12 protein-coding genes and 5 tRNA genes are annotated in these 13,365 nt (G+C 42.0%); 2 read left to right on the top strand and 15 right to left on the bottom strand.

The window, feature by feature from the left end; genetic code table 11:
• Positions 1-12 precede the first annotated feature (12 nt).
• From NYE56_RS00655 to adaA, 3 genes are all read right to left on the bottom strand, one after another.
• Complete coding sequence (locus NYE56_RS00655; RefSeq protein WP_341283315.1) at positions 13-1,530, bottom strand: NADH dehydrogenase subunit 5; 1,518 nt, start codon at positions 1,528-1,530, stop codon at positions 13-15.
• Positions 1,531-2,049: 519 nt separating this feature from the next.
• Positions 2,050-2,592 (bottom strand): methylated-DNA--[protein]-cysteine S-methyltransferase, encoded by a 543-nt coding sequence (adaB, locus tag NYE56_RS00650; protein WP_335451244.1) that lies wholly within the window; start codon positions 2,590-2,592, stop codon positions 2,050-2,052.
• Positions 2,576-3,214, bottom strand: coding sequence for a bifunctional transcriptional activator/DNA repair enzyme AdaA (adaA, locus tag NYE56_RS00645; RefSeq protein WP_335451242.1), 639 nt, complete (start codon positions 3,212-3,214; stop codon positions 2,576-2,578). The genes adaB and adaA overlap by 17 nt, the downstream gene beginning before the upstream one ends.
• A 272-nt stretch (positions 3,215-3,486) precedes the next feature.
• Here adaA and alkA point away from each other — a divergent pair, with 272 nt between their 5' ends.
• Positions 3,487-4,398: a DNA-3-methyladenine glycosidase II gene (gene alkA / locus NYE56_RS00640; RefSeq protein WP_341283314.1), complete on the top strand. Its 912-nt coding sequence runs from the start codon at positions 3,487-3,489 to the stop codon at positions 4,396-4,398.
• Between the two features lie 262 nt (positions 4,399-4,660).
• On the opposite strand, the gene NYE56_RS00635 is transcribed toward alkA, so the two are convergent.
• From NYE56_RS00635 to NYE56_RS00580, 12 genes are all read right to left on the bottom strand, one after another.
• The gene (locus NYE56_RS00635; protein ID WP_268555775.1) at positions 4,661-4,801 is read right to left on the bottom strand and encodes a hypothetical protein; all 141 of its coding nucleotides are present in this window, start codon (positions 4,799-4,801) and stop codon (positions 4,661-4,663) included.
• A gap of 44 nt (positions 4,802-4,845) precedes the next feature.
• Positions 4,846-6,648 carry a glutamine--fructose-6-phosphate transaminase (isomerizing) gene (glmS, locus tag NYE56_RS00630; protein WP_341283313.1) on the bottom strand — a complete coding sequence of 601 codons (1,803 nt, stop codon included), beginning with the start codon at positions 6,646-6,648 and terminating at the stop codon, positions 4,846-4,848.
• A 433-nt stretch (positions 6,649-7,081) separates the two neighbouring features.
• Positions 7,082-8,428 carry a phosphoglucosamine mutase gene (gene glmM, locus NYE56_RS00625; protein WP_014112449.1) on the bottom strand — a complete coding sequence of 449 codons (1,347 nt, stop codon included), beginning with the start codon at positions 8,426-8,428 and terminating at the stop codon, positions 7,082-7,084.
• An 18-nt stretch (positions 8,429-8,446) separates the two neighbouring features.
• Entirely contained in the window at positions 8,447-9,901 is a 1,455-nt protein-coding gene (gene cdaR, locus NYE56_RS00620) for a CdaA regulatory protein CdaR (RefSeq protein ID WP_341283312.1), read from the bottom strand.
• Positions 9,894-10,715 carry a diadenylate cyclase CdaA gene (gene cdaA / locus NYE56_RS00615; RefSeq protein WP_003223651.1) on the bottom strand — a complete coding sequence of 274 codons (822 nt, stop codon included), beginning with the start codon at positions 10,713-10,715 and terminating at the stop codon, positions 9,894-9,896. The genes cdaR and cdaA overlap by 8 nt, the downstream gene beginning before the upstream one ends.
• 160 nt (positions 10,716-10,875) lie before the next feature.
• Positions 10,876-11,502 carry an anti-sigma-W factor RsiW gene (gene rsiW, locus NYE56_RS00610; protein ID WP_015252964.1) on the bottom strand — a complete coding sequence of 209 codons (627 nt, stop codon included), beginning with the start codon at positions 11,500-11,502 and terminating at the stop codon, positions 10,876-10,878.
• Positions 11,503-11,515: 13 nt separating this feature from the next.
• A complete protein-coding gene (sigW, locus tag NYE56_RS00605; protein ID WP_003223646.1) occupies positions 11,516-12,079 on the bottom strand; it encodes an RNA polymerase sigma factor SigW in 564 nt (187 codons plus the stop codon).
• A gap of 230 nt (positions 12,080-12,309) precedes the next feature.
• Positions 12,310-12,381 (bottom strand) — tRNA-Gln (locus NYE56_RS00600).
• 4 nt (positions 12,382-12,385) lie between these two features.
• Positions 12,386-12,470: transfer RNA gene (locus tag NYE56_RS00595), tRNA-Tyr, on the bottom strand.
• Positions 12,471-12,492: 22 nt separating this feature from the next.
• Positions 12,493-12,565, bottom strand: a tRNA-Thr gene (locus NYE56_RS00590).
• A gap of 4 nt (positions 12,566-12,569) precedes the next feature.
• A tRNA-Val gene (locus NYE56_RS00585) sits at positions 12,570-12,645 on the bottom strand.
• 3 nt (positions 12,646-12,648) lie between these two features.
• Positions 12,649-12,723 (bottom strand) — tRNA-Glu (locus tag NYE56_RS00580).
• A 179-nt stretch (positions 12,724-12,902) separates the two neighbouring features.
• On the opposite strand from NYE56_RS00580, the gene NYE56_RS00575 reads away from it, so the two are divergent.
• Complete coding sequence (locus NYE56_RS00575; protein ID WP_335451237.1) at positions 12,903-13,358, top strand: DUF523 domain-containing protein; 456 nt, start codon at positions 12,903-12,905, stop codon at positions 13,356-13,358.
• Positions 13,359-13,365 lie beyond the last annotated feature (7 nt).

Genomic DNA, 13,365 nt, shown 5'->3' with positions numbered 1-13,365 from the left:
CAGATTAGCTCCTTATGAAATATATTGTTTAAGGTAGTCTGGGTGACTCTCTACTGACTTTGGTTTTGCTTCACCTAATCGAACTAACCAAAGATAGAGTACCGCGAAAAAAACGGAAGAACGATGACGAGCAACCCACGTACCTAAAGCACTGCCAAATAGTAAGAGACATACGACAATCATGACAGCTGACATTGGAGGTTGAACACTTTGAAAAATGGTTGTATGCAGCCACTTATAGAAAAGGTTATGAATGATAAAATATACGAGGGCTGCTCCTCCTAAAACAATTAAGCCGGCAATTCGGCCAATTCGGCCCTCTCCAAAAGCGACAAGCTGAGTCCAAGAAACGGACAATGACCACCCTAAGATCAGCGCACTGATTAAGTGATACCCGTCTCCAGGAGCAGTGAGCCAAAAAGCAACACCTATAACTAAGGATAAAATCCAACCAGCCATGACCCATAAATAGGATGTTCTTTCATTAGTGCGAGCCGATACTTCATGACGCCCTACTGCTGAACCAGCTTGTAGAAACAACGTAGCTTTGAATAAACCATGTAAAATAAGATGAATAATGGCTGCTATATAGGCGCCTAATGCACACTGAATGAGCATAAACCCCATTTGTCCAATCGTGGAGCCTACTAACTGGCGTTTATAATCAACCTGGACTAAACTAATTCCAGTTCCAATCAATACAGAAATGCCAGCAAGCAGAAGTAAGATAATCGAAGCGATACCACCATGAAATAGAGGTGAAAATCGAGTTAGTATTATTCCTCCAGCATTTACTAAACCTGCATGCATAATTGCAGAAACAGGGGTTGGAGCAACAATAGACTCAACCAACCATCTTTGGAATGGCCATTGAGCTGCAGGAATGATCACCGCCAGTACAATCAATAGCTGAATCCCTGTTCTCTCCCATTCTCCCAGCCCAGCTAAACTTTCATTTGTTACAACCAATGATAACTGCCATTGACCTGTGGCATGAAAAAGCCACATCATCGCAAAAAACAAAGAAAACCAACTTAACAAAAATAACCGGCCAGAAATTTTAGCTGCTTCACTAGCCACTTGCCAAGCACTGTTTAACCTTATAAGTAAGGTTAAACCAACAAGAGTTGCTCCCCAAAATAGAACCATCAAGCGGAGATCACCACTTAACCATGTCATTGAAGCAGCTCCTGTTGTGAAAGTAAAAAGCATAAAATATTTTCGATAAGATCGATCCCCCATTAAGTAACGTACAGAAAAACGCTGAATGATGAATCCAATTGCAAGAACAAAGAAAGTCATTAAACAAGCTAAGGAATCTAAGTGCCAAGGGCCAACATTTCCACTCACACCACTATTGGCAAGAATCAGTAAGGAAACCAAAAGTGGTAAAGCCAAGATCCCAATATGAATGCGAACAAAACTCAAGGGTACTCGCGGATGTAAAAACAATAGTCCACTAATCCCAGAAGCCATTAGCATAATAAAAAATAATGTTAATAATGATGACAAACTCAGCGAAACTAACATTCTAAATTCTCCCTTTTTTAAAACTCATTATTGGTCAAAAGACCTTTCAATCAGATCATATTTGTTTATTATTTATTTCAATTTTTATTTATCTCTATTTTTTTCCAACAAAAAAGCCGACAACTTCAAAATTTCAATGATTATGTTAGATCATTGAATCCTGAAAATTGTCGGCTTCACTTCAACTAACTTCAGCGAAGTTTTTTGAAGTGCTACCTTATTATTGGTCTTTACTTTATGCTATGTTTTCATTTCCTTTAATATAGTCCTGATTATCAAATAAATCGACTTATGTTTCTCTTCCTTTTTTATTAGGATACTTTTTCATCCTGTCAATATTTAAAATGAAATATGAAAAGAATGCTAAAGGCCTACATATTTTAAAAGGAAAAATAAACATCTACATCAATTATTAAGTTACGTATAAGATATGCTAAATTTTAAAAGTTGTCAAGTTTATCAGTAAACTGGTCTTTACTTTCCTCTAAAAGAATCCAACCCATTATAGATGATTCACTTTCAATGAGGAACATCCATTTCAGATGAAGCTCGCTTTTCCAGATCGAGGAGCAGTGTCTTCATTTCGAATCCGCCCCGATAGCCAGTTAATGAACCATTCTTTCCTATTACACGATGGCACGGTACAGTAATTAATACCGGATTAGCCCCAATAGCCGCACCTACAGCACGAACAGCTGCTGGTTTATTTATTTCATTTGCAATGTCGGAATAGGATTTCGTCTGTCCATAAGGAATTTCACAAAGTGCATTCCAGACTGCTAACTGAAATTGCGTACCTACGTACTCAACTGGAACAGTAAAGTTTTTCCGCTTTCCTTCTAGATATTGAGTGATTTCAACGGCATAGGGTTCAAGCTTATCATCATCTTCAACAAGAAGACTTCCTGGAAAGCGTTTCTTAGCCCATTCGAACAATTCCTCGATTGGTTTGTTCTGTGAACCTACAAACACAAGCCCCTTTAAAGTTGAAGCAATATAAAAATTCCAATCCTTGAACATTAGTAAAGACCAATAAAGGGTTGGTTTATTCTTTGTTTCCATTGTACGTTTCCTCCATTTTACTCATTTGACGAAATTGTGCTGGTGTCTGTCCAGTTTTCTTTTTAAATAAAGTAATAAAATAAGGCGCATTAGCCATACCCACACATATAGCGATATCTCCAATCGCTTTATTTGTCTGAATCAAATACTTTTTAGCCGCGTGTACTCTAACTTGTTGTATATACTCAACCAGCGTAATGCCTTTAATCTTTTTAAATGTTCGATGCATATGATACGGACTCCCATGACAAATATCTGCTAACGATTCTAGCGTTAATTTTTCTGTGAAATTTTTATCAATGTATTCAGTAATTAAATCAACCCACTCGCGATCAGGCATTTTTTCATTAGTGGGCTTGCAACGTTTACAAGGGCGAAAATTTGCGCGGAGAGCTTGTTCTGCGTTTGGAAAAATACATACATTTTCTTTTTTCGGAACGCGAGATTTACAGGATGGTTTACAGAATATCCCTGTCGATTTTACAGCGTAGAAAAATTGATTATTGTACGCTGCATCATTATTTATAATTGCTTCCCACTTTTCATCTGTTATCATTTCTACATCATTCGAAATTCTATGATCATGGCTCTCTTTATGTCCGTTATTGATACTATCCGGCATTTATCTCACCTCTCCTTACATGGCTCATCTAATTCATTTTGAATTGAATCCCAAATTAAATTTTCGACACGCGTTTTTTATATCTTGAGCCATTTTTATATACTCCCGTTTAGCATTCTTGATAACTACACTATAACCTCATAAATAGAAAAAAATAAGGTGGTTAGAATGTAATAGCAAGATAACAAAATGAGTAAAGATGATTATGTGATAAACTAATTTCAACCAGCGTGAGTTTTCTTATAATTATTTAAGATAAGGAGAAAGAAAAAGTGACATGGCATGAAGTCAATGATGTTATTGTCATTACATTACCTGAAATTTTCGACATGAATGCGAACCTTGGCTACCTAACCAGGGAAAAAAATGAATGCATGTATGAAATAGAGAACAATATCATTACAAAAGTTATAGCCATTGGGGAAATTCGGTCCTTAGTGCAGGTAAGCGTAATCAATAATAAACAAATGGTTGTTCAATTCCTAAACGATTCTAGACCTGTTGAGCCGTGGAAACGGGAAGAGATTGTAAAATATATTCATGAATGGTTTGATCTTGATAACGATTTAACACCATTTTATGAAATGGCAAAAGCAGATCCATTACTTAAAATGCCTGCCCGAAAATTTTATGGGTTGCGAGTTATCGGCATTCCCGATTTATTTGAAGCTTTATGTTGGGGAGTTTTAGGACAACAAATTAACTTAGCCTTCGCGTACTCCTTAAAGAAGCAATTTGTAGAAGCATTTGGCGATTCTATTGAATGGAATGGTAAAAAGTATTGGGTGTTCCCACCGTACGAGCGAATTGCACGGTTAACCCCTACCGACCTGGCAGATATTAAAATGACGGTAAAAAAAAGTGAATATATCATTGGAATAGCCAGATTAATGGCAAGTGGAGAATTATCGAGGGAAAAATTAATGAAAATGAACTTTAAAGATGCTGAAAAAAACTTAATGAAAATACGAGGAATCGGTCCTTGGACAGCCAATTATGTTCTAATGCGCTGCCTTAGGTTCCCGACAGCTTTTCCAATCGATGATGTGGGTCTAATTCGTTCGATAAAAATATTACGTTATATGAATCGAAAGCCTACGAAAGATGAAATCTTAGAAATATCGTTTTCATGGAAAAAATGGGAGTCATACGCTATCTTTTATTTATGGCGTGTCCTTTACTGAATCATTTCAACTTAAACCGGAATGTACTCAATAAAAAAAGAATGAACTTTAAAACCTAATCCCACAAGTACATTGTAAGTGCGACTTCTAGAATTCTTTGCCTTTATTAATTGACAATAAAAAACACGTTATCATTCCAATAGGCTCTTCGGTTTTCGGATTTTAGCATGCTTTATTCCAACTGCTGTCAAAAGCGTATCTTAATGAGGAACTGCTCTCTTATATCTGTATTAACATCAGAAAACTCAGTTAGGCAAAAGTCTTAATGCCTTTTAACCTCGTTGACCGACCTAATGAGGAAACATCTTAAATCTATAGCCATGGCCGATCGATAATCGGGTTCTGTACCATCACCTTCTTTAATCCATTTTTCCACTGTAGACGTTCTTTCTCTTTTGGACATAAAAACACCCCTTTAGACAATCTTATCCAAAGGGGTTAACATTTTTACTCCACAGTAACACTCTTCGCAAGGTTACGCGGTTTATCAACATCACAGCCGCGATGCAGTGCAGCATAGTAAGCGATCAGCTGCAATGGAACAACAGATACCAACGGAGCAAGCGCTGGGTTTACTTCCGGCAGTACGAATCTGTCATCCGCATCGTCTAGGCCTTTCAGTGAGATGATGCATGTGTTTGCTCCGCGAGCAGCAACTTCTTTGACGTTTCCGCGGATGCTTAGGTTTACGTGCTCTTGAGTTGCCAGTGCGAATACTGGTGTTCCTTGTTCGATCAAGGCAATCGTTCCGTGCTTTAGCTCACCGCCGGCAAAACCTTCTGCCTGGATGTAAGAAATCTCTTTCAGCTTCAGTGCGCCTTCGACACATACGAAGTAGTCAAGGCCGCGTCCGATGAAGAAAGCATTTCTGGATACAGTCAGGTATTCACGAGCGATCATTTCCATTTCGTCTTTCTGGTCGCATAGAGCTTCCATTGCGTTTGCAGCGATACCGAGTTCTTTGACGAGGTCAAATCCGATATCGATGCCGTTTTTGTCAGCAGCCACAGAAGCAAGAACCGCAAGAACTGCGATTTGTGCAGTGTATGCTTTGGTTGACGCAACAGCGATCTCAGGGCCTGCATGAAGCAGCAATGTATAGTCAGCTTCACGAGAAAGCGTTGATCCAGGTACGTTTGTGATTGTCAGGGCTTTGTGTCCGAGCGCTTTGACTTGAACGAGAACCGCGCGGCTGTCTGCTGTTTCTCCGCTTTGAGAAAGGAAAATGAAGAGCGGTTTCTTAGACAGAAGCGGCATGTTGTAGGAGAATTCACTCGCTACATGCACTTCAACCGGCACGTTTGCCCACATTTCAATATATTGTTTACCGACAAGTCCTGCATGGTAGCTTGTTCCGCAGCCGATGATATAGATGCGGTCCGCTTCCGCTACAGCGGCAGCGATATCGCCAGGCACAGACAGCTTGCCGTTTTCATCTTGATACGTTTGGATGATTTTGCGCATAACAACAGGCTGCTCATCCGTTTCTTTCAACATGTAGTGAGGGTACGTGCCTTTTTCGATATCACTGGCATCAAGCTCAGCAATATAAGACGCACGTGTAATCACGTCACCATCAAGGTTTTTGATGACGACTTGATCATCAGTAACAATAACCATTTCTTTATCCATCAGCTCTACGTATTCGTTGGTTACTTGAAGCATCGCCATCGCATCAGATGCTATAACGTTGAATGTATCTCCAAGACCTACTAATAGAGGGCTTTTGTTTTTCGCTACAAAAATCGTTTCTCTGTTGTCGTTATCGAATAAAGCAATTGCATAAGAGCCTTTTAACAGTGTAAGTGTTTTGCGGAACGCTTCTTCTGTCTCAAGTCCTCCATTGACGAATTGCTCGATTACTTGAACGACTACTTCTGTATCGGTGTCACTTTTGAGCTCTACATCTTGCAAATACTCTTGCTTCAGCTGAACATAGTTCTCGATCACGCCGTTGTGAACAAGTGTAAAGCGGCCCAGTGCGCTTTGATGCGGGTGAGCGTTCAGATAACTTGGTTCGCCGTGTGTCGCCCAGCGAGTATGCCCAATTCCGGCTTTCGCTTCTACATTGGCATCCACAACTTCACGAAGATCTGCAATGCGTCCTTTTTCTTTGAACACATGGATTCCCTGTTCGTTGGCAACAGCAATACCAGCAGAGTCATAACCGCGATACTCAAGCTTTTCTAACCCTTTTAATAAAATTTCCTTCGCATCAAGCTGACCGATATAACCTACGATTCCACACATATTTTTCTTCCTCCTAAGATTGTAAAAGGAGACGAAGAAAGTCAAATTTCAAGGGGACTTTCAATCGTCCCCTCCTACATGTTTTTTGGAAGATCATGTGATTTCTCTTTGTTCAAGGAGTCACCCCCTTGGTTTGAAGAAATCCTTACGGCTGTGATCTGCATACTCAGCCGGGAGGCATCCGCCGAAAATTCGATAACCTCCATCCTCGTCAACTAAGCCTTTTTCCGGGCGCTTAGTTCGGGCGCTATAATTATAGGTAAAACAATAATCCCGTCTTCTTTTCCTATTGAGAAAATAAGAACAAGACAAGCTTGATTTTACAACATGTGGCATAAACGGTCAATTGTTTTTTAAACAACTCTGCCGTATGTCTCACAATTATCTTATGTAAACCTCGCTTGTCTTGTTCACTCTCTGATAATAGACTTCGTTACTCTAATCCCATTTCTGACCGGACGACTTCAACAATGCGATTGACATACTCATCGCACAGCTCTTTCGTCTTCGCTTCAGCCATGACACGGACGAGCGGTTCAGTTCCTGAAGGGCGCACCAAAATCCGGCCGTCGCCGTTCATTTCTTTTTCAACTTCAGAAATAACTGCTTTTACTTTTTCATTTTCTTCAACTTTATATTTATCAGTCACTCTCACATTGACTAACAGCTGCGGGAACTTCTGCATTTCAGCTGCAAGCTCTGACAGCGGCTTGCCTGTTGCTTTCAAAGTGTTCATCAGCATAATAGCAGACAATAATCCGTCCCCTGTCGTGTTGTAATCAAGGAAAATAAGATGTCCTGACTGCTCTCCGCCGACGTTGTAGCCGTCTTTTTTCATTGCTTCTACTACGTAGCGGTCGCCGACAGCTGTCTGTACGCTTTTGATGCCTTCTTTTTCGAGCGCCTTATAGAAGCCAAGGTTGCTCATCACGGTTGAAACCACTGTATCATCCTTTAACCGGCCCTCTGATTTCAGGTGTTTTGAGCATATGTACATGATTTGGTCGCCGTCTACAATATTTCCTTTTTCATCGACAGCAATCAGGCGGTCGCCGTCACCGTCGAACGCAAGACCGAGATCCGCGTTTTTCTCTTTGACAAACGCGCTGAGCGCTTCGGGATGAGTCGAACCGACGCCGTCATTAATGTTTAATCCGTTCGGGGAAGTCCCCATTGTAGAAACATCTGCATCTAAATCAGCAAACAGGTGTGTCGCCAAGGATGACGTTGCGCCATGGGCACAGTCCAATGCCACATGAATGCCTGTGAAATCTTCATCAGCTGTCTGTTTTAAGAATTGCAGATATTTTTGTCCGCCTTCAAAATAATCGTTTACAAGTCCAAGGTCTGCTCCGACAGGTCTTGGCAGCTTATCCTCAGGTTCGTCCATCAGGCGCTCAATTTCAGCCTCCTGTTCATCAGAAAGCTTAAATCCATCTCCCCCAAAGAATTTGATGCCGTTATCCTGCACTGGGTTATGAGAAGCGGAAATCATGACGCCCGCCTCTGCATCCATCGCTTTTGTCAAATAAGATACACCTGGTGTAGAAATGACACCTAGGCGCATGACTTCTGCGCCAATGGATAAAAGTCCGGCGACAAGGGCTCCCTCCAGCATATGGCCGGAGATGCGTGTATCGCGGCCTATCAGCACTTTTGGACGTTGTTTGTCTTTTGTCAGCACATAACCGCCGAAACGTCCGACTTTAAAGGCCAGCTCAGGTGTAAGCTCACTATTGGCGACACCTCTTACACCGTCTGTTCCAAAATACTTGCCCATTTTATAATCGCTCCTTTTTTATTCCGATGAGGATTGTGAATTCGCAGTGGATTCATCCTCATCCTGATCTTGGTTTTGATCTTTATTTTCGTCTTGGTTTTGATCGTTGCTGTTTTTATCAGTGTTCTTTGTATCTTCTTGCTGATTGTTCTTTTGATCATTTGTTTGTTTATCTGTGTCATCCTGGTTCCCTGATGTATTGCTGCTATTATCATTCGTTGATGTATTGCTTTTCTTAGACGTCAGCTTGATTTTGGCGTTTTTCCGCCCCAAGGACCAAGTTACATTCTGTGGCCCGTTCACTTCAAGCTTCACGCTATGCTCCCCGTCCTCTAAATCTGAAACATTCACATACAATTCAATATCTGATTTTTTCAGTTTTTTTATATTCGCAGGAGAGCCTTTAGCCGTTACGTCTATCGCTTGTGAGTCAGGATCAAGAAATTCAATGTTTTGTGAGCTGCTCAGCCCTACAGTCTTGATAGGGACATTCTCGAACTTCTGATCCGCTTCACTATCGACTTCTATATGCAAAGTCACCTTTGACGGTGAGATTTTTTTGACACCGTCAGGAAGCGGAATATCTGCCTCGATATCGGAATCCTTGTTAATTTTACTTAAATCTAAGCTGACGCCGTCAATAAATTCAAGAGAATCCAACACATCCTGTGAGCCGTAAACCGTTACCTCACTGGGGCTGGATTCAATATTCGCTATGCTGACACCGTCAGGAAGGCTTCCTGTCCGTTCAATTTTAAAGGGCACTTTTTTACTCGGGCTTGTCACCGGAACGGTAATCTTGATCACCGAGGGCTCCACGTCGACAGGAAGCGCGTTTCCGTCTTTATCATAGACAGTCACTTTCGCTTCCTTTTCAATCGTTTCATCTGCGTTTTCCAAATTCACTGAAGCTTTTACAAGAGAAATATTATCGATGACATTTTTCGATCCGGTAATCTGCACATTTTTCGGACTGACAATCGGCTGCTCCGGAGAATAGCCTTTTTTCATCTTGCTCTTGTTGTAGTACTCCACTTCTACGGGAAAACTTTTGGTCGTCCGTTCCTGAATGGTCACTGTCGTAACAGACGGATTAATTGAGATTGTCAGCCCATCCGACACGTTTTTGGCCTTAAGCTCAACCTTATGTGTGCCGGTTTTCAAATGTTCCATATCGGCATATATTTCAAAGTTCTTGGTCTGCCGAGCCTTTTTCACGGCGCTTGTCGAGCCTTTTATCGTGACATTAACCGTTTGCGGAACACCCGTCACGACGTAATTTTCATCATCATAATACGCTTTAACCGGAATATCAGTCAGAGTTGCTTCATCAGTTGTTGATGTCGGAAAGAAAGATTCACCCGGTTTTTTTGGAGTCGGTGCTTGGTTGCTGTTAACCGCCACATAAAGCAAGAGCGCGAAAAGCAGAGCAATGATTTTCACAGCCCAGCGGTTGTTTAAGAATTTATCCATTTTTCTTGCCCCTCCAATACCAGCGGTTAGAAGAAGTGTCTCTGGTGTTTTTCTTAAACTCGGCTTCAAGCATTTCTTTCAGCGCTTCTTCTGTAAGCTCTCTGTGAAGGTCGCCGTTCTTTGCCACACTGACGCCGCCGGTCTCTTCAGACACAATAATCGTCAAACTGTCTGTTACTTCACTGATACCGACTGCCGCTCTGTGTCGCGTGCCCAGTTCTTTTGAAATAAACGGGCTCTCAGAAAGCGGCAGATAACAGGCGGCCGCGGCAATTTCATTATTTTTCATAATCACCGCACCGTCATGAAGCGGGGTGTTTGGGATAAAAATATTGATCAGCAGCTCAGAGCTGACTTTGGCATTCAGTGGTATGCCGGTCTCAATATAATCCCCCATTCCAGTATCCCGCTCAATGGTAAGCAGGGCGCCTATACGGCGTTTCGCCATATAATTGATCGCTTTTGTAATGGCCTCAATCGTTTTCTGCTGCGCTTCTTCAACAGGCGTGCCGCTCCTCGAAAAAAAGCGGCCGCGGCCTAGCTGTTCAAGCGCTCTTCTCAGCTCAGGCTGAAAAATAATAATAATTGCTAAAAATCCCCATGTTATCGCTTGGTCCATCAGCCATTGAAGTGTGCTGAGGCCCAAATATTGGCTGGCCATACGAACAAGCACGATGACTACAATTCCTTTTAACAGCTGAACCGCTTTCGTGCCGCGTATCACCATAATCAATTTATATATCACATACCAAACAAGGAGAATATCAACGGCATTGCCGAGGTACTGCAAAAAAGGGATATCCTCAAAAGCCATTTCCTCGTCCTCCAAGATTTCAGTCATTTCGTATTTTGTGTTTTACGGGTTACGCATATGTACTTTACATAGCGAGCCCATTATACCACATTTCGATTTAGCAAGTGAAATGTGCCAGCCCTCTCAGCCCGCAAAAAAAGAGCAAAGCGGCTAACGCGCTTTACTCTTCTCCGTTCGGACTGAATGCATCGAGTACACTTTTCCCCGCAGACTTCATCTTGTACCATGTCCAGTCGAATAATTGATTGATTTCTTCAATCTGACCGGTGACTTGTCCAGCAGAGGCCATATACTTTTCGCCGTTTACGACGGTTACATCCCCGTCTATTTTGCCTTTAATAATCAGCTTGCCGTTTTTAACAGTGACATCACCTTTGACCGTCTCACCTTCTGGCACGGTCACAGTATGGTTATGAACCACAAGATTCGGCTGCTTGGACACGCTGAAATTGTGGTCATTATGCCAGCTGTTAAAAAAACCCCCGCCCATCAAAATGATGAATACCGCAGCAGCTGCGATAACGGGATGGGTTCTGAACCATCTTTTCACAGAAGCTCTTTTCTTCTCCTTAGGCAATTTTGCCATGACATTAGCGGTAAAATCCGCGGGGGCTTCGACATGCGATGTGCTCCGTACGAGCGCTATGGATTTCTCCATCTCGTAAAAATGCTTTCTGCATTTCTCGCATGTCTCCAGATGTTCATTCAATACGTGTTCATCTTTTGGAAGGATATCTCCATCAAGATGCATATGCATAAGCTGCACAATTTGTTCAGGACAGCTCATTTCATCACCCCACTTAAAGATCCCTTAATTGTTTTCTAAGAGCCTCTCTGCCTCTGTGAATTCGCGTTTTCACAGTCCCCACAGGAATGTTTAGAATCTCCCCGATTTCAATTAATGAGAGTTCGTCAATATACTTTAATACGATGACTGTTCTGTATTTGTCAGGAAGCTTTAAAATTTTCTGCTGTATCGTGTTTGAGAGCTCCAGCGACACAACTGCATCTTCAGGCAAAACACCATCTGCGGCGATTTGAGAATACATGGTCAAGCCTTCCGTACCAGCAACTTCTGCATCGAGGTAATAATCCGGCTTCTTTTTGCGAATGCGGTCAATGGTCAAATTGGTCGCGATTCGATAAAGCCAAGTTGAAAATTTCCGGTTAATATCAAAACTGTCGATATTAACGTACGCTCTGATGAAAGCTTCCTGTGCAATATCCTCCGCCTCATGCACATTGCCAAGCATACGGTAGCAAAGCTGATAAATTTTATCTTTGTAAATATCTACGATGTCCGCAAATGCATCCTGGTCGCCTTTTTTGACTTGTTTAATTCTTTTTTTAATCATCATTTCCATATTTATCTAACCTCTGCCTTCACCGGTCTGTATGTATACGAGCTTCGTTTCAAAAGGTTTCAATTTTTTTATAAAATAAGTTTATCAAATTTTTGGCAGGGTGTAGATGGTAATTCGTGAATAAACTACCTTAACATATTTTTAAAATTATTATACAGACTGAACAGTTAGAAGTTGGAATGATTTTTCCGAAAAGAAAAAAGACACCTTTTGATCAAAGGTGTCTGTGACTGGGCTAGCTGGATTCGAACCAACGCATGACGGAGTCAAAGTCCGTTGCCTTACCGCTTGGCTATAGCCCAATAATGGTGGAGGGGGGCAGATTCGAACTGCCGAACCCTGAGGGAGCGGATTTACAGTCCGCCGCGTTTAGCCACTTCGCTACCCCTCCACATAAATTTTTGAAAAAACAGTGCCGGCAAGAGGACTTGAACCCCCAACCTACTGATTACAAGTCAGTTGCTCTACCAATTGAGCTACACCGGCAAGATGGTGGAGGATGACGGGCTCGAACCGCCGACCCTCTGCTTGTAAGGCAGATGCTCTCCCAGCTGAGCTAATCCTCCAAATGGTGACCCGTACGGGATTCGAACCCGTGTTACCGCCGTGAAAGGGCGGTGTCTTAACCGCTTGACCAACGGGCCGTTGTGTTCTCGTCGAGCTGACAAAAGTTATTATATACAGGTCACCCCCTGTTTGTAAAGAGAAAAATTAAATTTTTTATTTTCAAACTTTTTAACTCCTTTTTTAACTGAAAAAGCCTCCCAACTAAAGCCATTTATTTTATGATAGAGACAAGCAAAGCAAGAGAGGAGAAACCAATATGATACTAGTCAGTTCTTGCCTTGGAGGCATTGAATGCAGATATAACGGCTCTCACGCAGCGTCGGAGATAATCAGAAAACTCGTCGATGAAAAGAAAGCAGTCATGGCTTGCCCTGAACTTCTCGGCGGCTTCTCTACCCCACGCGAACCCGCAGAAATCATAGGAGGCACTGGCGAGGATGTCCTCAATGGAACAGCGAAAATCGTGACAGCTTCAGGAGAAGACGTCACAGAACTATATATGGAAGGCGCCGCGAAAACATTGGCTTACGCAAAAGAAATCAACGCTTCTGCCGTCATATTAAAAGAAAACAGTCCATCTTGCGGAAGCGGTTTTATCTATAACGGCACATTCTCTGGCAAAAAAATCACCGGCAACGGAGTAACCGCCGCATTGTTAAAACAAGCGGGCTACTGCGTCATTTCGGAAAACGAGCTTGACGACATCTTGTAAGGAGGCC

This window comes from Bacillus sp. FSL R5-0603 (assembly GCF_038050295.1).
Taxonomy (GTDB): Bacteria; Bacillota; Bacilli; order Bacillales; family Bacillaceae; genus Bacillus; species Bacillus subtilis.
This window is presented reverse-complemented; position numbering and strand designations above follow the sequence as displayed.

Coding starts and splice junctions, on each gene's coding strand:
- NYE56_RS00655 (WP_341283315.1), bottom strand. CDS start 1,530: ATGTTAGTTTCGCTGAGTTTGTCATCATTATTAACATTATTTTTTATT.
- adaB (WP_335451244.1), bottom strand. CDS start 2,592: ATGGAAACAAAGAATAAACCAACCCTTTATTGGTCTTTACTAATGTTC.
- adaA (WP_335451242.1), bottom strand. CDS start 3,214: ATGCCGGATAGTATCAATAACGGACATAAAGAGAGCCATGATCATAGA.
- NYE56_RS00635 (WP_268555775.1), bottom strand. CDS start 4,801: ATGTCCAAAAGAGAAAGAACGTCTACAGTGGAAAAATGGATTAAAGAA.
- glmS (WP_341283313.1), bottom strand. CDS start 6,648: ATGTGTGGAATCGTAGGTTATATCGGTCAGCTTGATGCGAAGGAAATT.
- glmM (WP_014112449.1), bottom strand. CDS start 8,428: ATGGGCAAGTATTTTGGAACAGACGGTGTAAGAGGTGTCGCCAATAGT.
- cdaR (WP_341283312.1), bottom strand. CDS start 9,901: ATGGATAAATTCTTAAACAACCGCTGGGCTGTGAAAATCATTGCTCTG.
- cdaA (WP_003223651.1), bottom strand. CDS start 10,715: ATGGCTTTTGAGGATATCCCTTTTTTGCAGTACCTCGGCAATGCCGTT.
- rsiW (WP_015252964.1), bottom strand. CDS start 11,502: ATGAGCTGTCCTGAACAAATTGTGCAGCTTATGCATATGCATCTTGAT.
- sigW (WP_003223646.1), bottom strand. CDS start 12,079: ATGGAAATGATGATTAAAAAAAGAATTAAACAAGTCAAAAAAGGCGAC.
- NYE56_RS00575 (WP_335451237.1), top strand. CDS start 12,903: ATGATACTAGTCAGTTCTTGCCTTGGAGGCATTGAATGCAGATATAAC.